At 71.5% G+C, this 21,097-nt stretch carries 16 protein-coding genes; 9 read left to right on the top strand and 7 right to left on the bottom strand.

The annotated features are described in order from the left end of the window. Window positions 1-42 precede the first annotated feature (42 nt). Window positions 43-516, top strand: a complete 474-nt coding sequence (locus ACSSS0_RS03790; protein ID WP_487230121.1) for a hypothetical protein — start codon at window positions 43-45, stop codon at window positions 514-516. A gap of 82 nt (window positions 517-598) precedes the next feature. Here ACSSS0_RS03790 and ACSSS0_RS03795 read toward each other — a convergent pair whose 3' ends face one another. Together ACSSS0_RS03795 and ACSSS0_RS03800 are read right to left on the bottom strand one after the other, a co-directional pair. Then, window positions 599-1,555 (bottom strand): electron transfer flavoprotein subunit alpha/FixB family protein, encoded by a 957-nt coding sequence (locus ACSSS0_RS03795; RefSeq protein WP_487230122.1) that lies wholly within the window; start codon window positions 1,553-1,555, stop codon window positions 599-601. Between the two features lie 41 nt (window positions 1,556-1,596). Continuing rightward, the gene (locus ACSSS0_RS03800) at window positions 1,597-2,379 is read right to left on the bottom strand and encodes an electron transfer flavoprotein subunit beta/FixA family protein (protein WP_435985239.1); all 783 of its coding nucleotides are present in this window, start codon (window positions 2,377-2,379) and stop codon (window positions 1,597-1,599) included. Between the two features lie 246 nt (window positions 2,380-2,625). Between ACSSS0_RS03800 and ACSSS0_RS03805 the strand changes: the two genes are divergently transcribed. Beyond that, window positions 2,626-3,423, top strand: coding sequence for an SDR family oxidoreductase (locus tag ACSSS0_RS03805; protein WP_487230123.1), 798 nt, complete (start codon window positions 2,626-2,628; stop codon window positions 3,421-3,423). A 110-nt stretch (window positions 3,424-3,533) separates the two neighbouring features. Here ACSSS0_RS03805 and ACSSS0_RS03810 read toward each other — a convergent pair whose 3' ends face one another. The 3 genes from ACSSS0_RS03810 to ACSSS0_RS03820 all read right to left on the bottom strand — a co-directional run bounded on the left by ACSSS0_RS03810 (window position 3,534) and on the right by ACSSS0_RS03820 (window position 5,264). Beyond that, window positions 3,534-3,881 carry a hypothetical protein gene (locus tag ACSSS0_RS03810; RefSeq protein ID WP_487230124.1) on the bottom strand — a complete coding sequence of 116 codons (348 nt, stop codon included), beginning with the start codon at window positions 3,879-3,881 and terminating at the stop codon, window positions 3,534-3,536. Between the two features lie 97 nt (window positions 3,882-3,978). Continuing rightward, complete coding sequence (locus ACSSS0_RS03815) at window positions 3,979-4,758, bottom strand: enoyl-CoA hydratase/isomerase family protein (RefSeq protein ID WP_435985236.1); 780 nt, start codon at window positions 4,756-4,758, stop codon at window positions 3,979-3,981. After that, complete coding sequence (locus tag ACSSS0_RS03820; protein ID WP_435985235.1) at window positions 4,758-5,264, bottom strand: YbjN domain-containing protein; 507 nt, start codon at window positions 5,262-5,264, stop codon at window positions 4,758-4,760. Before ACSSS0_RS03820 ends, ACSSS0_RS03815 begins: the two co-directional genes overlap by 1 nt. Window positions 5,265-5,342: 78 nt before the next feature. Between ACSSS0_RS03820 and glgX the strand changes: the two genes are divergently transcribed. Beyond that, window positions 5,343-7,484: a glycogen debranching protein GlgX gene (glgX, locus tag ACSSS0_RS03825; RefSeq protein ID WP_487230125.1), complete on the top strand. Its 2,142-nt coding sequence runs from the start codon at window positions 5,343-5,345 to the stop codon at window positions 7,482-7,484. 86 nt (window positions 7,485-7,570) lie between these two features. Here glgX and glgP read toward each other — a convergent pair whose 3' ends face one another. Then, window positions 7,571-10,159, bottom strand: coding sequence for an alpha-glucan family phosphorylase (gene glgP / locus ACSSS0_RS03830; RefSeq protein WP_487230126.1), 2,589 nt, complete (start codon window positions 10,157-10,159; stop codon window positions 7,571-7,573). A 307-nt stretch (window positions 10,160-10,466) separates the two neighbouring features. Here glgP and ACSSS0_RS03835 point away from each other — a divergent pair, with 307 nt between their 5' ends. Genes ACSSS0_RS03835 through ACSSS0_RS03860 form a run of 6 tightly spaced genes read left to right on the top strand, consistent with a single transcriptional unit; the run spans window position 10,467 to window position 20,050 of the window. After that, on the top strand, window positions 10,467-12,485 hold the full coding sequence (locus tag ACSSS0_RS03835) for an alpha-1,4-glucan--maltose-1-phosphate maltosyltransferase (protein WP_487231182.1): 2,019 nt from the start codon (window positions 10,467-10,469) through the stop codon (window positions 12,483-12,485). A 3-nt stretch (window positions 12,486-12,488) separates the two neighbouring features. Continuing rightward, entirely contained in the window at window positions 12,489-14,195 is a 1,707-nt protein-coding gene (treS, locus tag ACSSS0_RS03840; protein WP_487230127.1) for a maltose alpha-D-glucosyltransferase, read from the top strand. Continuing rightward, window positions 14,195-15,622: a maltokinase N-terminal cap-like domain-containing protein gene (locus tag ACSSS0_RS03845; protein ID WP_487230128.1), complete on the top strand. Its 1,428-nt coding sequence runs from the start codon at window positions 14,195-14,197 to the stop codon at window positions 15,620-15,622. Before treS ends, ACSSS0_RS03845 begins: the two co-directional genes overlap by 1 nt. Then, window positions 15,619-17,901, top strand: a complete 2,283-nt coding sequence (glgB, locus tag ACSSS0_RS03850; protein ID WP_487230129.1) for a 1,4-alpha-glucan branching protein GlgB — start codon at window positions 15,619-15,621, stop codon at window positions 17,899-17,901. The genes ACSSS0_RS03845 and glgB overlap by 4 nt, the downstream gene beginning before the upstream one ends. Further along, window positions 17,898-19,544 carry a phosphoglucomutase (alpha-D-glucose-1,6-bisphosphate-dependent) gene (gene pgm, locus ACSSS0_RS03855; protein ID WP_487230130.1) on the top strand — a complete coding sequence of 549 codons (1,647 nt, stop codon included), beginning with the start codon at window positions 17,898-17,900 and terminating at the stop codon, window positions 19,542-19,544. Before glgB ends, pgm begins: the two co-directional genes overlap by 4 nt. Further along, complete coding sequence (locus ACSSS0_RS03860) at window positions 19,541-20,050, top strand: hypothetical protein (protein WP_487230131.1); 510 nt, start codon at window positions 19,541-19,543, stop codon at window positions 20,048-20,050. Before pgm ends, ACSSS0_RS03860 begins: the two co-directional genes overlap by 4 nt. A 98-nt stretch (window positions 20,051-20,148) precedes the next feature. Here the strand turns inward: ACSSS0_RS03860 and ACSSS0_RS03865 are convergent, their stop codons facing one another. Then, on the bottom strand, window positions 20,149-21,096 hold the full coding sequence (locus tag ACSSS0_RS03865) for a co-chaperone YbbN (protein ID WP_487230132.1): 948 nt from the start codon (window positions 21,094-21,096) through the stop codon (window positions 20,149-20,151). Window position 21,097: the final 1 nt, after the last annotated feature.

Below are 21,097 nucleotides of genomic sequence, written 5' to 3' on the forward strand. Positions count from 1 at the left end.
GTCACCCCCACCCGTGGGGCCGGTCTGCCTATGATCGGCCCCATGGGTGGCAGGCACGAGGGCACCGGTGGTAGCCGGCTGCGCGCGCCCGCCGCCCACCGGGCCGTCGCGGCGCTCGCGTGCCCGGTCATCGGCTACTTCGTGGCCCGCCTGCTCGTGCGGCTCGTCCCGTCGCTGCCCGCCACGATGACGTATGCCGTGTGCCTGGCCCTCGCGCTCGCGCTCGGCTGGCGGGCGTGGTCGGCCCGCATCGACCTCGGCACGAAGCGCCTACGCGTGCACAACACCCTCATGACGACGACGATCGCCCGACGCGACGTGCGGCGCGTGTCGTCGAGCGGACGGCTCGAGTGGCGTCACGGCGAGGGCCGCCCGGTGCGCCTGCCGTCGGAGGCGCTGCGCGGTGCGTGGTGGACCCTCGGGACGGGGCGGTCGGCATACGCCTTCAACCGGCAGCGGCTCGAGAGCTGGACCCGGCTGTCGTCGCGGGTCGACCTCGACTCCGAGGCAGCCTGACTCCCGCCCCTCGACCGTCGAAAGGCCACGAACCGGGACCCGGTTCGTGGCCTTTCGACGGTGAGAGTGACTGGGGCGCGGGTCAGTCCTTGGCGGCCGTGATCGCCTCGGTCGCCTGCGGGAGGACGGTGAAGAGGTCCCCCACGACGCCGAAGTCGACGAGCTCGAAGATCGGGGCCTCGTTGTCCTTGTTGACGGCCACGATCGTCTTGGACGTCTGCATGCCGGCGCGGTGCTGGATGGCACCGGAGATGCCGCACGCGACGTAGAGCTGCGGGCTCACCTGCTTGCCGGTCTGGCCGACCTGCGAGGTGTGGGGGTACCACCCGGCGTCGACCGCGGCGCGCGAGGCACCCACGGCGGCACCGAGCGAGTCGGCGAAGTCCTCGACCTTGGAGAAGTCGCCGCCGGTGCCACGGCCACCGGAGACCACGATGGCGGCCTCGGTCAGCTCGGGGCGGCCGGTGGCCTGCTTCGGCTTGGACTCGGTGATCTTCGCGCCCTTGGCGGCGTCGGACGGGGTGAAGTCGACGACCTCGTCGGCTGCCGCACCCGCGACCTCCTCGGGGGTGGCGGAGTTGGGCTTGACGGCGACGATGGGCGTGCCCTTCGTGACCGTGGCCGACACCGTGTAGGAGCCGGCGAAGACCGACTGGGTCGTCGCGACGCCACCGTCGGCCGCCTGGACGTCGACGGCGTCGGTGATGAGGCCCGACTCGGTCTTGACGGCGAGGCGGGCGGCGATCTCCTTGCCCTCCGGCGAGGACGGCACGAGGACCGCGGCCGGGGAGGTCGAGGAGACGAGCTGGGCGAGCAGCTCGGCCTGCGGGACGACGAGGTGCTCGAGCACCTCGGGCGACTCGACGCGGTAGATCTTCTCGGCGCCGAAGCGGGCGAGGGTCTCCTTGGCGGCGTCGAAGCCGGCGCCGACGAAGACGGCGGACGGCTCGCCGAGGCGGCGGGCGATCGTCAGCAGCTCGGACGTGGTCTTGCGGACCTTGCCCTCGACGTGGTCGACGAGCACGAGTACTTCAGCCATGGTGCGGATCTCCTTTGCTGGCTGGGAAGGTCAGGGGCAGGTCAGACGAACTTGCGCTCGGTAAGGAAGGCGGCGAGCTTGCTGCCGCCGTCGCCCTCGTCGGCGACGATCTCGCCCTGGGAGCGCGGCGGGCGGGCGGCGAAGGACTCGACCTTCGTCCACGCGGCGTCGAGGCCGACCTGCGCGGCGTCCACGCCGAGGTCGGCGAGGCTCCACTGCTCGACGGGCTTCTTCTTCGCGGCCATGATCCCCTTGAAGGAGGGGTAGCGCGGCTCGTTGATCTGGTCGGTGACCGACACGAGGGCCGGCAGCGTGGCCGTGATCGTCTGGGTGGAGGCGTCGCCGTCGCGGCGGATCGTCGCGGTGGTGCCCTCGACGCTCAGCTCGGACGCGAACGTCACGGCCGGCAGGCCGAGTCGCTCGGCGAGCATCGCGGGCACGACACCCATCGTGCCGTCGGTCGAGGCCATGCCCGTGACGACGAGGTCGACGTCCCCGATCTTCTTGATGGCCTCGGCGAGGACGAGCGAGGTCGCGATGGCGTCGGAGCCGTGGATGGCGGCGTCGTTGACGTGCACACCCTTGTCGGCGCCCATCTGCAGGGCCTTCTTGATGGCGTCGGCGGCGGCGTCGGGGCCGACCGTCAGGACGGTGACCTCACCCTCGCCGGCCTCGACGATCTTGAGGGCCTCCTCGACCGCGTACTCGTCGAGCTCCGACAGCAGGCCGTCGACGTTCTCGCGGTCGGTCGTGTTGTCAGATGCGTTGAACGTGCGCTCGGCCTGGGCGTCCGGCACGTACTTGACACAGACGACGATGTTCATGGGTGAACGTCCTCTTCCGTTGCTGGTGGTGGTGCTCATGGAACTGCCGGAGGTCGCTCCGGCACTGCCGTCCATCCTCTCACCGAGCGTCCGCTCAGTCGGCACGCCTCTGGCGTGACGCTCACCACCAGCACCCCTGGCGTATGCCGCCTGCTGCCGTCCGCCGCACGGGCGGGCCTCCCGGGCGGGCTGGGACGAGGCAAAACCGGTTGTCGAGGGTTGTCCGTGCTGCAGCAGGATGGCGCCATGTCCTTCACCGCCACCGTCCCGTCCACGAGCCCCCGCGTCGCCCTCGTCACCGGGGTCGGCAGACGCCGCTCCATCGGATCCGAGCTGGCTCTCGGACTCGCCGCGGACGGCTGGGACCTCGCCCTCGGGCACTGGCAGCCCTACGACGAGCGGCTCGGCTACGAGCGCGGCGCCGACGACCCCGCTGTGGTGGCCGACGAGTGCCGCGCCCTGGGCAGCCGCGTCGAGCTGCTGCCGGGCGACCTGTCCGACCCGGCCGTCCCCGAGGCCCTCGTCGCCGCGGCGACGGACCGGCTCGGACCGGTGACCGGGCTCGTCATGTCGCACTGCGAGTCGGTCGACAGCGGCATCCTCACGACCTCCCTCGAGAGCTGGGAGCGGCACTACGCCGTCAACGCCCGCGCCACGTGGCTGCTCATCCGGGCGTTCGCCGAGCGTCTGCCCGAGCAGGCGCCGGGCGGGCCGGCGGCCGCGCACGTCGTGGCCCTGACGAGCGACCACACGGCTCACAACCTGCCCTACGGATCGAGCAAGGGCGCGCTCGACCGCATCGTCATCGCGTCGGCGATCGAGCTGGCCGACCGCGGGGTGCGCGCCAACGTCGTCAACCCCGGCCCGATCGACACGGGGTGGATGGACGACCGGATCCGCGCGCTCGGCACCGCCGACACCCCGGCCGGGCGGCTCGGCACGCCGCGCGACACGGCCGACCTCGTGCGCTTCCTGCTCTCGGAGCAGGGCGGCTGGATCAACGGCCAGCTGCTCCTCAGCAACGGCGGCTTCAAGACCTCCTGACGAGCAATGCGCCCTGGCGCAGTTCCGACCCCGGTCCGGCGCCGGCAGCGACCAGAACCGCGCCACGGCGCACCTCCGGCCCGGACGGCATACCGAGTCGCCCCGCGACGTCAGGCGGGGTCGAGGTCGGCGGTCTCGAGGACGTGGAAGGCCGGCTCCTCGTAGGGGTGCGCGGCCCGGAGGGCGGCGACGACGGCGCCGCGCAGCGCCCGGTCGAGGACGAGCTCGACGCGGTTCTCGGCGGCCTTCTCGAGGTCACCGACGACGCCGATGGTCGGGTTCGCGCCGTCGACGGGCCGGAACTGCCCCGTGCCGCGGGTGACGAAGGCGCACTCGCGGTAGTCGCCGACCGTCCCGGCCCCTGCGGCGAAGAGCGCCCGGAGCAGGGCGTCGGTGTCACCGACGGGGACGTAGACGACGAGGACGTCGAGAGGGCCGCGCCCCGACCGGGCGGTCACGACCGGACCGCGCCGGGACGTCCGGGCCCGGGGCGGACCTGGCGGACCCACCGGCAGTGGCGCGGCGGGTCCGCCTCGAGCGGCGTACGGGTGAGGGTCATCGACCCTCGAACTGCGCCTTGCCCGGACCGTGCTCGACGAACGAGGACATCCCGATCTCGCGGTCCTTCGTCGCGAACAGCGAGGCGAAGAGCAGCCGCTCGATCTCGAGCCCCGTCTCGAGGTCCACCTCGAGACCGCGGTCGATGGCCTCCTTGGCGGCGCGGACGGCATACGACGCCGCCCCGACGAACGTGGACGCCCACGCGCGCGAGGCGGAGTAGACGTCGGCGGCCGGGACGACCTTGTCGGCGAGGCCGATGGCGAGCGCCTCCTGGGCGTCGACGAAACGTCCGCTGAAGATGATCTCCTTGGCCCGCGAGGCACCGACGAGACGCGAGAGCCGCTGCGTGCCGCCGGCGCCCGGGATGATGCCGAGGAGGATCTCCGGCTGGCCGAGCTTCGCGTCGTCGGCGACGACCCGGAAGTCGCACGCGAGGGCGAGCTCGCAGCCGCCACCGAGGGCGTACCCGGTGATGGCGGCGATGACCGGCTTGGGGATGCGCGCCACGGCGCTGATCGAGCTCATGAGCGGGCCGGAGCGCTCGACCATGTCGGTGTACGACATCGTCTGCATCTCCTTGATGTCCGCGCCGGCGGCGAAGACGCGCTCACCGCCGTAGACGATGACTGCCTTGACGTCGGTGCGCGCGGTCGCCTCGGCGGCGGCCTCGCGGATCTCCTCCTGGACCTGGACGTTGAGGGCGTTCATCTTCGGCCGGTCGAGGCGGATCGTGCCGACGCCGTCCTCGACCTCGAGCCGGACGAACTCGCCCATCAGGCGTCGCCGGGAGCGGGCGCGTCGTCCATCGGCAGCCAGGACTGGAAGAAGAAGCCGACGCTCTGGAGGATGTGGTTGACCGACAGCGGCACGAGGATGTCGAGGTCGGCGTTCGGGGTGACGACGTGCTCGGCCGAGACGACGAGGCTCTCCTGGACGAGCGAGAGCTTGACGATGTTGAGCTGCATCGTCAGGTCGTTGCAGCGGGCGAGGCGCTCGTTGCGGTCGGACGAGACGGGCTCGGCGAGCTGCCACTGCCCGAAGAAGCGGACGAGGGCGAGGTCGCCCTCGGCGACGCGGGCGAAGAGGGTCGTGCTCGTGCCCTGGTCGTCGACGATGGCGAACTCGAGGTCGCCGTCCCCGTCGATGCTCGCCTCGATGCCGAGGCCCTTCAGCACGTCGAGGATGCGGTCGCGCACGGGCGCGTCACTGACAGGGGCGCCGTTGGGGCCGGCGTCGGGCGCGCTCGGCATGAAGTTGGGCAGCGAAGTCGGATCGGTCATGCGCCAACCGTAACGAGCCTGCGCGGCGAGGTCGATCCGACCCGGGCCTGCGATCGGCCACCCCCTACGCTCGGACACATGTGCCCGCCCCCTCCCGCGACGCCAGACCTGCCTCCCGAGCACGGGGTCCGGCTCACCGCCGAAGGAGCGCAGTTCTCCGTCTACGCCGGCCACGCCCGGGCCGTCGAGGTCTGCCTCTTCGACACGACTGCCGACGGCAGCGAGACCGAGCGCCGGGTGCCGCTACGCCACCGGGCACACGGCACGTGGTTCGACATCGTGCCCGGAGTCGGGGTCGGTCAGCGCTACGCCTTCCGCGTCGACGGGGACTGGGACCCGGACCGGTCCCTGCTGCACAACCCCGCCAAGCTGCTCCTCGACCCCTACGCCCGGGCCGTCGAGGGCGGGGTGCGCCTCGACCCGGCCGTCTACGCCCACCACGTGGGCCCCGACCTGCGCGGTGACCTCTGGGTGCGCGACGACCGGGACTCGGCACCGCACATGCCGCGCTGTGTCATCGTCGAGGACGAGTTCGACTGGGGCGCAGACGACTTCCCGCGACACTCGCTCACCGAGTCGATCATCTACGAGGTCCACGTCAAGAACGCCACGCGACTGCACCCCGGCGTCCCCGACGAGCTCCGCGGGACGTATGCCGGCCTCGCCCACCCCGCGTTCGTCGACCACCTGCTGGGGCTGGGAGTCACGGCGGTCGAGCTCCTGCCGGTCCACACCTTCACGCACGAGCCCGACGTCGTCCTGCGGGGGCTGACGAACCACTGGGGCTACAACACGCTCGGGTTCTTCGCACCGCACGCGGCGTACGCGTCGACCCCCGACCCGCAGGGCGCCCTCGACGAGTTCAAGACGATGGTCAAGGACCTCCACGCGGCCGGCATCGAGGTGCTCCTCGACGTCGTCTACAACCACACGGCCGAGAACGCCCGCGAGGGCATGACGCTCTCGTGGCGCGGGCTCGACCAGCGGGCGTACTACCGCGTCGACGGCCGCGGTCGCGACATCGACGTCACGGGGTGCGGCAACACCCTCGACCTCACGCACCCCGTCGTCGCCCGGATGGTGCTCGACTCGCTGCGCTACTGGGTGCAGGAGTGCCACGTCGACGGCTTCCGCTTCGACCTCGCGGTCGCCCTGGGTCGCGGCAAGGACGACGGCTACGACCGCGACCACCCCTTCCTCGTGGCCCTGCGCACCGACCCCGTCCTGTCCCGCGCGAAGCTCGTCGCCGAGCCCTGGGACCTCGGCATCCACGGCTGGCGCACCGGACAGTTCCCGCCGCCCTTCTCGGAGTGGAACGACCGCTACCGCGACGCGACCCGGACCTTCTGGCTGCGCGACCTCGCCGCCTCCGCGGCGGGCGGCGTCGGCCACGGCGTCCGCGAGCTGGCGACGCGCCTCGCGGGGTCGCAGGACCTCTTCGACCGCCACGACCGGGGCACCATCGCCTCCGTCAACTTCGTCACGGCCCACGACGGCTTCACGCTCGCCGACCTCACGACCTACGACACGAAGCACAACGGGGCCAACGGCCACAGCGGCGCCGACGGGTCCAACGACAACCGGTCGTGGAACCACGGCGTGGAGGGCCGCACCGACGACCCCGACATCACCGCGGCGCGTCGGCGCTCGATCCGCAACCTGCTCGGCACGCTCCTGCTGTCGACCGGCGTGCCGATGCTCAACGCCGGCGACGAGATGGGCCGCAGCCAGCGCGGCAACAACAACCCCTACTCCCAGGACAACGAGATCAGCTGGATGTCGTGGGACCACGAGCCCTGGCAGGACGACCTCCTCGAGACGACCCGGCACCTCGTCCGCCTGCGGCGTGAGCACCCTGTGCTACGGCAGCGGGCCTTCTTCTCCGGCAGGCAGATCCACGCCGACGGCTCGACCGACCTCGCATGGTTCGCATCCGACGGACACCCCATGGGCGATCGCTGGGACGGCCCTGCGACCCACGTCATCCAGGCCCTCTACGACGGCGCGCGGCTCTCGCAGCAGTCGGTGCTCGTCGTCGTCAACGGGTCGGCCCACGCGGTCGAGGTGACGCTGCCGACGGCACCGGGCGCGACGGCATACGAGATGCTGTGGGACAGCGCCGAGGAGCGGCCCGCTCCCCCGTCGGAGCCCGTGGCCGCCGGCACGGAGGTCCCGATGGCCGCAGCCTCGATGCGCGTCTGGCGCTCGACCGCCGGCTGAAGGGCGCAGACCCGCCCCCTGGCCACGTCCTCGCACGGCGAGAGCCCGGACCCCGTCGGGGTCCGGGCTCTCGTCGCGTACGGGTGTCAGGCGTTGCGCGCGAGTCCCAGCTCGGCGGGGCCGGCGAGTCCCGGGTGCTTCGGGACGACGCGGACGCTGTAGCCGAACGACCCGGTGCGGCGCAGCGGCTGCGAGCCGGCGAACTGGTGCCGACCGTCCTCGTAGGAGTCGACGAGGGCGAGCGGCGCGACCTCCATGCCCCACAGCTCGTCGACGTCGTTGACGTGTCCGTGGACGAGCTGCACCTCGACGTCGTCGGGGGTGAGCCCGTCGAGAGCGACGTAGGCGCGCAGGTCGAGGACGTCGCCGATCTGCGGCGAGTCCGACAGGCCCGAGGGCTCGACGTGCTCGACCTTGACCTTGGGCCACGCCGTGCGGATCTTCGACTTGTACGCGGCCAGGTCCTTGGCGCCGGCGAACTCCGACCCGGAGACCGAGCGGCCCGCACCGGCGGCGGGGCTGTAGAGCTGCTCGGTGTAGTCCTGCACCATGCGGCTCGCGAGCACCTTCGGGCCGAGCGTCTTGAGGGTGTGGGTCATCATGTCGATCCAGCCCTGCGGCAGACCCGCGGCGTCGCGGTCGTAGAACTTCGCGGCCACGTCGTTCTCGATGAGGTCGTAGAGCGCGGAGGCCTCGATGTCGTCACGCCGGTCGGCGTCCTCGACGCCGTCGGCGGTCGGGATCGCCCAGCCGTTGCGGCCGTCGAACCACTCGTCCCACCAGCCGTCGAGGATCGAGAGGTTGAGACCGCCGTTGAGTGCAGCCTTCATGCCGGACGTGCCGCACGCCTCGAACGGGCGCAGCGGGTTGTTGAGCCAGACGTCGCAGCCCGGGTAGAGGTGCTGGGCCATCGCGATGTCGTAGTTGGGCAGGAAGACGATGCGGTGGCGCACCTCGGGGTCGTCGGCGAAGCGGACCATCTCCTGGATGAGGCGCTTGCCGGTCTCGTCGGCGGGGTGCGACTTGCCGGCGATGACGAGCTGCACCGGGCGCTCCGGGTGCAGCAGCAGGCGCTTGAGCCGATCGGGGTCGCGGAGCATCAGGGTGAGGCGCTTGTAGGTCGGCACGCGGCGGGCGAAGCCGATCGTCAGCACGTCGGGGTCGAGGATGTCCTCGACCCAGCCGAGCTCGGCGTCGCTCGCGCCACGCTTCTGCCACGAGGCCTTGACGCGACGGCGGGCGTCGGCGACGAGCTTCTCGCGCATCTCGCGCTTCGTCGACCACACGGCATCGGCGGGCACCTCGTCGATGCGCTCCCAGGCGTTCTCGCCGGCGATGTCGGCCGTGCCGAGGTGCTTGCGGGCGACGTCGTAGACGGCGCGGTCGACCCACGTCGGGGCGTGGACACCGTTGGTGATGCTGGAGATCGGGACCTCGACGTCGTCGAAGCCCGGCCACAGGCCGTCGAACATCTCGCGGCTCACGACGCCGTGGAGCTGGGAGACGCCGTTGGCGCGCTGCGCGAGACGCAGGCCCATGACGGCCATGTTGAAGATGCCCGGCTGGCCACCCTCGTAGTCCTCGGCGCCGAGGGCGAGCAGGCGCTCGACCGGCACTCCGGGGATGGCGTTGGCGCCGCCGAAGAAGAGGTTGATCTTCGCGGCGTCGAAGCGGTCGATGCCGGCGGGCACGGGCGTGTGGGTCGTGAAGACCGTCGCGGCGCGCACGGCCTCGAGGGCCTCGTCGAAGGTCAGGCCGTGGTCGCGGACGAGCTCGGTGATGCGCTCGACGCCGAGGAAGCCGGCGTGGCCCTCGTTGGTGTGGTAGACCTCCGGCGTCGGGTCGCCCGACAGGCGCGACCAGAGGCGCAGGGCGCGGACGCCACCGATGCCGAGGAGCAGCTCCTGCTCGAGGCGGGTGTCGCCGCCGCCGCCGTAGAGCGACTCGGTGACCTTGCGGGTCTGCTCGTCGTTGCCGGGCACGTCCGAGTCGAGCAGCAGCAGGGGCACGCGGCCGACCTGCGCCTTCCACACGTGGGCGTGCAGCTGACGACCGGCGGGCAGGCTGACGGTGACGACGGCGGGCGTGCCGTCCTCCTCGCGCAGCAGCGACAGCGGGAGGCCGTCGGGGTCGAGGACCGGGTAGGTCTCGACCTGCCAGCCGTCCCGGTTGAGCGACTGCTTGAAGTAGCCGGTCTTGTAGAAGAGCCCGACGCCGACGATCGGCACGCCGAGGTCCGACGCGGTCTTGAGGTGGTCACCGGCGAGGATGCCGAGGCCACCGGAGTACTGCGGCAGCACGGACGTGATGCCGAACTCCGGGCTGAAGTACGCGATGGCGGCGGGGGCGGCCTTGCCGGCGGCCTCCTGCTCGCGGCTCCACGACTGGTACCAGCGCTCGTCGGAGAGGTAGCTGTGCAGGTCCTCGTTGGCGGCCACGACGCTGCTGACGAAGTCGTCGTCGGCAGCCAGCGCGGCCAGCTCGTCGGAGGACAGGCGGGAGAGGAGCTTGACGGGGTCCTCCCCGGCCTGGGCCCACTTGCGGGCGCTGATGCTCTCGAACAGGTCGCGGGTCGGCGGGTGCCAGGACCAGCGCAGGTTGCTCGCGAGGACGCCGAGTCCCTCGATGCGGCTCGGCAGGACGGTACGGACGCTGAAGCGACGGATGGCCTTCACAAGGGGACAGCATAGGGGTCGCCATGTCGGGTTCTTGCAACGCTTGCAGGGAGGTTTCACCCATCGGACGGGGCCTCGGCGCGTCATGGGCCAAACGCCGCATCTTCGATACGGTCGAGCAGTGACTGGCTCAGCGAAGAAGCCCCGTTCCAGCAAGCCGAACCGCGTGCGCAGCGCCGCCCCCCAAGCACCACGACGCGACGATGCCACCCCGACCGCAGACACCGCGTTCGTCGACGACACCGAGGCCGGAGCCGTCCACCTCGCCCCCGACCACCCCGTGAGCGCCCCGCCGACCGTCGAGGGCATGCCGGGCGGCGCGCTCCCGATGGGCCGCATCCCCGTGAGCGACGTGCGTCCGCTCGTCGACGGCGGCACGCGCCCCGCGAAGTCGGTCGTCGGCGAGGAGTTCACCGTCCGGGCCAAGGTCTTCCGCGAGGGCCACGACGCCGTCAACGCGACCGCGGTGCTCACCGACCCCGATGGCACCGACCACTACTTCGCCATGCACAGCGTCAACCCCGGCCTGTCCGAGTGGGCCGCCACCGTCGTCGCCGACCGTGAGGGCTGGTGGACCTACCGCGTCGAGGGATGGTCCGACCCCTATGCGACGTGGGTGCACGACGCCGGCATCAAGATCGCCGCCGGGGTCGACGAGGACCTCATGTGCGCCGAGGGCGTCCGGGTGCTCGAGCGCTTCGCCGACGCCGTCCGCGGTCTCGGCGTCGACGCCTCCGAGATCGACAAGGGCGTCGTCGCCCTCGGCGACAACCGGACCCCCGCCGCCCATCGCTTCGGCGCGGCGACGTCACCGGAGATCACGGGTCTCGCCGCGCTCGTGCCGCTGCGCGAGTTCGTGTCGGCCTCACCGGCATACTCCCTGCTCGTCGAGCGCGAGCGCGCGCTCTACGGCGCCTGGTACGAGATCTTCCCCCGGTCCGAGGGCGCCCACCGCGACGAGGAGACCGGCGACTGGGTCTCCGGCACGTTCCGGTCCGCGGCGCAGCGGCTGCCCGCCATCGCCGACATGGGCTTCGACGTCGTCTACCTGACGCCGATCCACCCGATCGGCACGACGGCCCGCAAGGGGCGCAACAACAGCCTCACCGCCCAGCCCGGCGACCCCGGCTCGCCGTACGCTATCGGTTCGCCCGACGGCGGGCACGACGCGATCCACCCCGACCTCGGCACGTTCGAGGACTTCGACCACTTCGTCGCCGAGACGCAGCGGCTGGGCATGGAGGTCGCGCTCGACATCGCGCTGCAGGCCTCCCCCGACCACCCGTGGGTGCAGACCCACCCCGAGCTCTTCACGACGCGGGCCGACGGCACCATCGCCTACGCCGAGAACCCGCCGAAGAAGTACCAGGACATCTACCCGCTCAACTTCGACAACGACCCGGCCGGGTCCTACGCCGAGGTGCGCCGGGTCATCCAGGTGTGGCTCGACCACGGGGTGCGCATCTTCCGCGTCGACAACCCCCACACCAAGCCGGTTGCCTTCTGGCAGTGGCTGATCGCCGATGTCGCGCGGGAACACCCCGACACGGTCTGGCTGTCCGAGGCCTTCACGAAGCCGGCGATGATGCACCAGCTCGCCAAGGCCGGCTTCCAGCAGAGCTACACCTACTACGCGTGGCGCAACGCGAAGTGGGAGCTCGAGGAGTACGGCACCGAGCTGGCCGGCGAGGACACCGGGTCGGCCTACATGCGCCCGGCGTTCTGGCCCACGACGCACGACATCCTCACCCCGTACATGCAGTACGGCGGTCCGACGGCGTGGAAGCTGCGCGCCGCGGTCGCCGCGATGATGGCACCCACGTACGGCATCTACGCCGGCTACGAGCTCATGGAGCACGTGGCCCGCCCCGGCGCCGAGGAGCAGCTCGACAACGAGAAGTACGAGTACAAGGACCGTCAGTGGTACCTCTACGAGCCGGGCGGCCCCCTCGAGAGCCGCTCGCTCGCGTGGTACCTCAAGCGGCTCAACGACATCCGCAGCTGGCACCCCGCGCTGCACTGGCTGCGCAACCTGCGCTTCCACACGGCCGACGACGAGAACGTCATGGTCTTCAGCAAGTCCCGAGTCGTCGACCGGGCCACGGGCGAGCGCGACACCGTCCTCGTCATCGCCAACCTCGACCCGCACGCCACGCGTGAGACGTGGGTGCACCTCGACATGGAGGCACTGGGTATGGCCACGTGGTCGACGTTCGACGCGCACGACCACATCACGAACCAGACGTGGGAATGGCGCCAGGACAACTTCGTGCGGCTCGGTCCCGACTCCGAACCCGTCCACATCATCCACGTGAGGAGCCACTGACGCATGCAGGGCCTCAACCTGTCCCAGCCCGGCCTGAAGCACGACCCCCAGTGGTTCAAGAAGGCGGTCTTCTACGAGGTGCTCGTCCGCGCCTTCGCCGACTCGAAGGGTTCCGGCGCCGGTGACTTCACCGGTCTCATCAACCGGCTCGACTACCTCCAGTGGCTCGGCGTCGACTGCCTCTGGCTGCCGCCCTTCTACGCGTCGCCGCTGCGCGACGGCGGCTACGACATCGCCGACTACAAGGCGGTCCTGCCCGAGTTCGGGACGCTGCCGGAGTTCACCGAGCTCGTCTCGCAGGCCCACGCCCGCGGCATCCGCATCGTCACCGACTTCGTCATGAACCACACGAGCGACCAGCACCCGTGGTTCCAGGCGAGCCGCGCGGAGCCCGACGGCCCCTACGGCGACTTCTACGTCTGGTCCGACACCGACGACGGCTACGACGACGCGCGCATCATCTTCGTCGACACCGAGGTGTCCAACTGGACCTTCGACCCGGTCCGCCGGCAGTTCTTCTGGCACCGCTTCTTCAGCCACCAGCCCGACCTCAACTTCGAGAACGAGGCCGTGCAGGAGGCGATGTTCGACATCGTGCGCTTCTGGATGGACCTCGGCATCGACGGCTTCCGTCTCGACGCGGTCCCCTACCTCTTCGAGGAGGAGGGCACGAACTGCGAGAACCTCCCCAAGACGCACGAGTTCCTCGCCAGGCTGCGCGCCATGGTCGATGCCGAGTACCCCGGCCGGATCCTGCTCGCGGAGGCCAACCAGCCGCCCGCCGAGGTCGTCGACTACTTCGGCACCGAGGAGGCGCCGGAGTGCCAGATGTGCTTCCACTTCCCGGTCATGCCCCGGCTCTACTACTCGCTCCGCGAGGAGACCGCCGCGCCGATCATCGACGTGCTGGCCGACACCCCGGCCATCCCGTCGGGCACGCAGTGGGGCACGTTCCTGCGCAACCACGACGAGCTGACGCTCGAGATGGTGACGCCGGAGGAGCGCGCCGCGATGTACGGCTGGTACGCCCCCGACCCGCGCATGCGCGCCAACGTCGGCATCCGGCGACGGCTCGCTCCCCTGCTCGACAACTCACGGCCCGAGATCGAGCTCATCCACGCGCTGATCCTCTCGCTTCCGGGCTCACCGTGCCTCTACTACGGCGACGAGATCGGCATGGGCGACAACATCTGGCTCACCGACCGCGACGCCGTGCGCACGCCGATGCAGTGGACGCCCGACCGCAACGCCGGGTTCTCGAGCGTCGACCCGGGCAAGCTCTACCTGCCCGTCATCAGCAGCCTCGTCTACCACTACAACAACATCAACGTCGAGGCCCAGATGGCCTCCTCGGCCTCCCTCCTGCACTGGATCCGCGGAATGCTCCAGATCCGCGGGCGCCACCCGGTCTTCGGGCTCGGCGACTTCACGATCGTCGAGGCCGACAACGAAGCCATCCTCGCCTTCACGCGCACGATGGAGGCCGACGGCAACGAGCCCGGTGAGGCCGTGCTCTGCGTCAACAACCTCTCGAGCCGGCCCCAGGCAGCGACGATCCAGCTGCCGGAGGGGCTCGCGGGCCGCGAGCTCATCGACCTCTTCGGCGGCAGCGGCTTCCCGTGGGTGGCGAGCGACGGCCGCGTCACCCTGACGCTCGGCTCCCGCGACTTCTTCTGGCTGCGGCTGCGCGGCGGGGAGGACCGCGGCTGATGGCCATCGTGCACAAGGGCGCGACGATCGTGCCGACCAAGACCGAGATGGTCACCGAGTGGATGCCGCGCCAGCGGTGGTACCACGGCAAGGGCCACGTGCCGCAGCTGCGCCGCGTGGGCGGGTTCCGCTTCGAGGACCCTGAGGGCGAGGTGGGCTGCGAGACGCTCCTCCTCGCCGACGAGGCCGTGGCACCCGCGGTCGTCTACCAGGTGCCCCTCACCTACCGCTCCGCCCCGCTCGAGGGCGCCGAGCACGCGCTGCTCGGCACGATGGAGCACAGCGTCCTCGGCACGCGCTGGGTCTACGACGCACCGCACGACCCCGTCTACGTCTCGCAGCTCATGGCGACGATCCTCGGACGTGGCGTGTCCGACGAGGCGCAGGCGTCCGTCGGCAGCAACGCGCTCGCCGAGGGCTCGTCGACCGGCCACGCCGACGGCTCGGTGTCGTCGTCGACCGTGCTCAGCGGAGAGCAGTCCAACACCTCGGTCATCTGCCGCATGAACGCCCCCGACGGCGGGCCGGCCGAGCCGGTCATCGTCAAGGTCTTCCGCACGCTCCAGGACGGCGACAACCCCGACGTCGTGGTGCAGTCCGCCCTGACGGAGCAGGGTTCGGACCGCGTCCCGATGGCCATCGGTCACCTCTCGGGTGCCTGGGACGCGCCGACCGGCGGGTCGACGATGCACGGCCACCTCGCCTTCGCGCAGGAGTTCATCCCCGGGGTCGAGGACGCCTGGCGGGTCGCGCTCGTCGCCGCCGCGTCGGGCACGGACTTCACGTCCCGCGCCCGCGACCTCGGTGTCGTCACGGCCGAGATCCACACGGCCCTCGCGCACGCGCTCGGCACGCACGAGGTGACGGCCGAGGCGCGCCAGGCGGTCGTCGCGTCGATGCGCCAGCGGTATGCCGCCGCCGTGGCCCTCGTGCCCGACCTCGCCTCCCGCTCGGACGCCGTCGAGCGCGTCGTCGCGTCCGTGCGCGACGTGCACTGGCCGCCGCTGCAGCGGATCCACGGTGACTACCACCTCGGCCAGGTGCTCGACGTGCCCGAGCGCGGGTGGGTGGCCCTCGACTTCGAGGGCGAGCCGCTGCGCCCGCTCGCCGAACGCGTACTCCCCGACCTCACGGCGCGTGACGTCGCCGGGATGCTCCGTTCCTTCGACTACGCCGCGGGCTCCGTGGCCCTGGCCGAGTCACCGGTCGACGCCACCGGCTGGGCCGCGGCCTGCCGGGCCGCCTTCCTCGACGGGTACGCCTCCGTCGCAGGGACGCCCGACGCCGACGCGCAGGCACTGACCCGTGCGCTCGAGCTCGACAAGGCGCTCTACGAGGTCGTCTACGAGGCCCGCAACCGGCCCTCGTGGCTGCCGATCCCGCTCGGCGCCGTCGAGCGACTCACCACCGAGGAAGGCACGCCATGACCCCCGAGACCGCCCCCGGTCCCTCCCTCGACGACGCCGCGATCACGGCCTTCCTCCAGGGCCGCAACGGCCAGCCGCACGACCTGCTCGGCCACCACGTCGGCCCGGGTGGGCTGACGATCACCGCCTACCGCCCGTTCGCGACCCGCGTCGGCGCCCGCCTCGACTCGGGCGAGCGCGTCGAGCTGCAGCACGTGCGCGACGGCATCTGGTCGATGACCTCGCCCGACTTCGGCACGACGCACGACTACCGCCTCCTCGTCGAGTACGGCGACGGCGTCGAGCACGAGCAGGACGACCCGTACCGCTTCGCCCCGACGCTCGGCGAGATCGACCGCCACCTCATCAACGAGGGGCGTCACGAGCAGCTGTGGACCGTCCTCGGGGCACACGTGCGCCACTACCCCGGCCCGCTCGGCGACGTCTGGGGTGTCTCCTTCGCGGTCTGGGCGCCCCGGGCCCGGGCCGTCCACGTCATCGGCGACTTCAACGACTGGGACCGCCGCTCGCACCCGATGCGGGCGCTCGGCGAGAGCGGCATCTGGGAGCTCTTCCTCCCCGGCGCCCAGGAGGGGATGAACTACCAGTTCGCCGTCCGCGGGCCCGACGAGCTCGTCCGCCTCAAGAGCGACCCGATGGCGCGCATGACCGAGGTCGCCCCGAAGCAGGCGGCCATCGTCACCGAGACCCACTACGACTGGCGCGACGACGAGTGGATGGAGCGCCGCCGCACGAGCGACGCCCACCAGGGACCGATGAGCATCTACGAGGTCCACCTCGGCTCGTGGCGCCAGGACCTCGGCTACCGCGGCCTCGCCGAGCACCTCGTCAACTACGTGCGCGACCTCGGGTTCACCCACGTCGAGTTCCTCCCCGTCATGGAGCACCCGTACGTCCCCTCGTGGGGCTACCACGTGACGGGCTACTACGCGCCGAGCTCCCGCTGGGGTCGCCCGGACGACTTCCGCTTCCTCGTCGACGAGCTGCACCGGGCCGGCATCGGGGTGCTGCTCGACTGGGTGCCCGGGCACTTCGCCACCGACGAGTGGGCCCTCGCGCGCTTCGACGGTCTACCGCTCTACGAGCACCCGGACCCTCGCAAGGGCTGGCACCCCGAGTGGGGCTCCAACATCTTCGACTACGGCCGGCCCGAGGTGCGCAACTTCCTCGTCGCCAACGCCATCTACTGGCTCGAGGAGTTCCACCTCGACGGCCTGCGCGTCGACGGCGTGGCCTCGATGCTCTACCTCGACTACGCCCGCGACGCCGGGGCCTGGGTGCCCAACAAGGACGGCGGGCGCGAGAACCTCGAGGCCGTCGAGCTGCTCAAGGAGACCAACGGCACCGCCTACAAGCGCGTCGGCGGGATCGTCACGATCGCCGAGGAGTCGACGACGTGGCCCGGCGTCACGAAGCCGACCAACGAGGGCGGCCTCGGGTTCGGCTTCAAGTGGAACATGGGCTGGATGAACGACTCGCTCAAGTACCTCGGCGAGGAGCCCATCTACCGCAGCTACCACCACGGCAAGCTGACCTTCTCGCTCATGTACGCCTTCGACGAGAACTTCGTGCTGCCGATCAGCCACGACGAGGTCGTCCACGGCAAGGGCTCGCTGCTGCGCAAGTCGCGCGGCCCGCGCGAGGAGCAGGTCGCGACGCTCCGTGCCTTCCTCGCCTACCTCTGGTGCCACCCCGGCAAGCAGCTGCTCTTCATGGGCTGCGAGTTCGGCCAGGAGTCCGAGTGGTCCGAGGGACGCAGCCTCGACTGGTGGCTGCTCGAGCAGCCGCTGCACTACCGCGTCCACAACCTCGTCAAGGACCTCAACGGCATCTACCGCGGCCACCGGGCGCTGTGGGAGCTCGACGCCGACCGCTCGGGCTTCGAGTGGCTCGAGGCCGACGACGCAGCCCACAACACGTTCTCGTGGCTGCGCTTCGGCAAGGGCGACCGGGCGACCGACGCCCCCGTCGTCGCCTGCGTCATGAACTTCAGCGGCGAGACCCAGCAGTCCTACCGCATCGGCCTGCCGCGCGGTGGGAGGTGGATGGTCGTCCTCGACACGGCCGGCTACCACCCCGACGCACCGAGCAGCACCGGCATCGTCGTCGAGGCGCGCGAGGAGGCCTGGCACCAGCAGCCGTATGCCGCCGACATCACCGTGCCGCGCCTGTCGACCGTCTGGCTCGTCCCCGTGGACGAGCCCACCGTCCCGGCCGTCGTCGCCGGGACCCTCTCGAGCAGCGACGCCGACCCGACCCCGAACGGAGACCCCTCATGACCCACCCGCGCGCCGGTCAGCCCGCACAGGCCGAGGACCTCGTCGACGTCGACGCACTCGTCGGGGCCTACTACGACCGGCACCCGGACGTCGACGACCCCGACGAGCAGGTCGCGTTCGGCACGTCGGGCCACCGCGGGTCGAGCCTGCGCACGGCGTTCAACGAGGACCACATCCTCGCCACGACGCAGGCCATCGTCGACTACCGCGTCTCGCAGGGTTTCGACGGGCCGCTCTTCATCGGCCGCGACACGCATGCGCTGTCCGAGCCCGCGTGGCGCTCGGCGCTCGAGGTGCTCGTTGCCAACGGCGTGCAGGTGCTCGTCGACGACCGCGACGGGTTCACGCCGACGCCTGCCGTGTCGCACGCCATCCTGCGCGCCAACCGTGGGAAGGGCTCGGGGGCGAGCGGTCTCGCCGACGGCATCGTCGTCACGCCGTCGCACAACCCACCGGCCGACGGCGGTTTCAAGTACAACCCCCCGCACGGCGGTCCGGCCGACACCGACGCGACCTCGGTCATCGCGAAGCGCGCCAACGACCTCATCCGCGGCGGGCTGCGCGAGGTCCGCCGCGTCGCGTTCGAGCAGGCCCGCGGCGAGGCCGGCTCGTACGACTTCATGGGCACCTACGTCGACGACCTCCCGAACGTCGTCGACCTCGCCCGCGTCCGCGAGGCCGGCGTGCGCATCGGCGCCGACCCGCTCGGCGGAGCGTCCGTCGCCTACTGGGGAGAGATCGGTGAGCGGCACGGGCTCGACCTCACCGTCGTCAACCCGCGCGTCGACCCGCAGTGGGCCTTCATGACGCTCGACTGGGACGGCAAGATCCGGATGGACTGCAGCTCGCCGTCGGCGATGGCCTCGCTCATCCACGCCAAGGACGCCTACGACATCTCGACCGGCAACGACGCCGACGCCGACCGGCACGGCATCGTCACGCCCGACGCCGGCCTGATGAACCCCAACCACTACCTCGCCGTCGCCATCCAGTACCTCTACGGCGGTGCCCGTCCGGGATGGCCCGCCACGACCGCCATCGGCAAGACCCTCGTGTCCTCCTCGATGATCGACCGCGTCGCCTCCGACCTCGGTCGCACCCTCCTCGAGGTCCCCGTGGGCTTCAAGTGGTTCGTGCCCGGGCTGCTCGACGGCAGCGTGGGGTTCGGCGGGGAGGAGTCGGCCGGGGCCAGCTTCCTGCGCCAGGACGGCACCGTCTGGTCGACCGACAAGGACGGCATCCTGCTCGCGCTGCTGGCGTCCGAGATCCTCGCCGCGACCGGCAGGACACCCAGCCAGCACTACGCCGAGCTGACCGCCCGGCACGGCGACCCGGCATACGCCCGCATCGACGCCGCCGCGTCGCGCGAGGAGAAGGCCAAGCTCGGCGCCCTCTCCCCCGACGACGTGACGGCCGAGACCCTCGCGGGAGAGCCGATCACGGGCAAGCTGACCGAGGCGCCGGGCAACGGCGCCACGATCGGCGGGCTCAAGGTGACGACCGAGAGCGCGTGGTTCGCCGCGCGGCCGTCGGGCACCGAGGACGTCTACAAGATCTACGCCGAGTCCTTCCAGGGGCCAGAGCACCTCGCCCGCGTCCAGGCCGAGGCCAGGGACGTCGTGTCGGCGGCCCTCGGCGGATGAGCGAGCTCGACGAGTCGGGTCCGCGTGGCCGGCTGGTCCTCGTGACGGCGGCCCGGGCAGAGATCCGGGCCGCCCTCGCGTCGGCAGTCGCCGATCGGCTCGCCCGGGCCGTCGTCGTCGACGGGGCGGCGCTCGAGCAGGCCGTCACGACGGGCGCCGCCGCGGGCTGGGACGAGCCGCCGACGTCGGAGCAGCTGCGGGCGCGGCTGCTGCGCTGGTCGGCGGCCCTGGCCGTGGCCGAGACCTACCAGCTCGAGGGCTTCGACGCGGTCGTCGTGGAGGACGCGCTCGGCGACCGCCTCGAGGACTTCCTCGACCTCGTCGAGCCCGAGCCGGTCCACGTCGTCGTCGTGCGCGACGGCGCGGACCCGGCCACCCCGCGCTGGGGCCTCTGGGTCGACGGCGCGGAGCCGGCCGACGTGACGGCCGACGACGTCATCGCCCGGCTGGGCGACGCCCTCGTCATGACGTCGGCGGCGGACCCGCGGGTGCCGACCGGGGACTGACGGCACCCCGGGCGCACGCGAGCCACCCGGCTGGACCGCGGCCACCGGCATACCGGTGGCTGCTGTCCTGCAGGGTGGCTCCGGTCGGTCGGCTCGACCTAGAAGAGGGCGCTCATGAGGGACTTGCGTGCCTTCGCGACGCGCTCGTCCGTGACGCCGATGACCTCGAAGAGCTCGACGAGGTGCTCGCGCGCCTTGTTGCGGTCGGCGTCAGCCGTGACGCGCACGGTGTCGATGAGGCGCATGAAGGCGTCCTCGACGTGACCACCGAGCAGGTCGAGGTCGGCGACGAGGATCTGCGCGTCGACGTCCGTCGGCGCGGCGGCTGCCGCGGCCCGGGCAGCCTGGAGGTCGGCACCCTGGGTGCGCTGCAGGAGCCCCACCTGGGCGAGACCGAGCTTGGCTTCGGTGTCGGCCGGGCTCTGCGCGAGGGCCTCGCGGTAGGCCGAGGCGGCTGCCTCGAGGTCGCCCGCCTCGATGGCATCGAAGGCCTGCTGGTGCAGCGGCGGCAGGGGCTGCTCCTGCTCGGTCTCGTCGGCCGGTGCGGCAGCGTCCTCTCCGACCGTGACGGTACCGGTGACACCGTGCTGCGCCGCGAGCTGCAGCACCTGGTCGATGACGGCCGTGACCTGGGCCTCGGGCTGCGCGCCCTCGAAGAGCGGCACCGGCTGGCTCTGCACGAAGGCGAAGCTCACGGGCACGGCCTGGACCTGGAAGGCCTGCAGGATCGTGGGGTTGGCGTCGACGTCGACGGTGACGAGCTGGAAGCGACCCGCGTAGCGGCGGGCCACCGAGCCGAACGTCGTGACGAAGTCAGCCGACTCCTGCAGCCGCGGTGACCAGAGCACCATGACGACGGGATGCCGCTCGGACGCCGCGATGACGTCACGGATCGAGGCGTCAGTGCCCTCGATGACGAGGCCAGCACCGTCCGCGGAGGTGGAGGCCGCGCCGGATGCGGGGCCAGCCGGCTGGGCCGGACGCTTGAGCGATGACAGGTCGACGGCACCGCGAAGTGCTGCTGCGGTGAATGGCTGGTGACTCATA

This window comes from Terrabacter sp. R4-6 (assembly GCF_057529065.1).

Coding starts and splice junctions, on each gene's coding strand:
- ACSSS0_RS03790 (WP_487230121.1), top strand. CDS start 43: ATGGGTGGCAGGCACGAGGGCACCGGTGGTAGCCGGCTGCGCGCGCCC.
- ACSSS0_RS03795 (WP_487230122.1), bottom strand. CDS start 1,555: ATGGCTGAAGTACTCGTGCTCGTCGACCACGTCGAGGGCAAGGTCCGC.
- ACSSS0_RS03800 (WP_435985239.1), bottom strand. CDS start 2,379: ATGAACATCGTCGTCTGTGTCAAGTACGTGCCGGACGCCCAGGCCGAG.
- ACSSS0_RS03805 (WP_487230123.1), top strand. CDS start 2,626: ATGTCCTTCACCGCCACCGTCCCGTCCACGAGCCCCCGCGTCGCCCTC.
- ACSSS0_RS03815 (WP_435985236.1), bottom strand. CDS start 4,758: ATGGGCGAGTTCGTCCGGCTCGAGGTCGAGGACGGCGTCGGCACGATC.
- ACSSS0_RS03820 (WP_435985235.1), bottom strand. CDS start 5,264: ATGACCGATCCGACTTCGCTGCCCAACTTCATGCCGAGCGCGCCCGAC.
- glgX (WP_487230125.1), top strand. CDS start 5,343: ATGTGCCCGCCCCCTCCCGCGACGCCAGACCTGCCTCCCGAGCACGGG.
- ACSSS0_RS03835 (WP_487231182.1), top strand. CDS start 10,467: ATGCCGGGCGGCGCGCTCCCGATGGGCCGCATCCCCGTGAGCGACGTG.
- treS (WP_487230127.1), top strand. CDS start 12,489: ATGCAGGGCCTCAACCTGTCCCAGCCCGGCCTGAAGCACGACCCCCAG.
- ACSSS0_RS03845 (WP_487230128.1), top strand. CDS start 14,195: ATGGCCATCGTGCACAAGGGCGCGACGATCGTGCCGACCAAGACCGAG.
- glgB (WP_487230129.1), top strand. CDS start 15,619: ATGACCCCCGAGACCGCCCCCGGTCCCTCCCTCGACGACGCCGCGATC.
- pgm (WP_487230130.1), top strand. CDS start 17,898: ATGACCCACCCGCGCGCCGGTCAGCCCGCACAGGCCGAGGACCTCGTC.
- ACSSS0_RS03860 (WP_487230131.1), top strand. CDS start 19,541: ATGAGCGAGCTCGACGAGTCGGGTCCGCGTGGCCGGCTGGTCCTCGTG.
- ACSSS0_RS03865 (WP_487230132.1), bottom strand. CDS start 21,096: ATGAGTCACCAGCCATTCACCGCAGCAGCACTTCGCGGTGCCGTCGAC.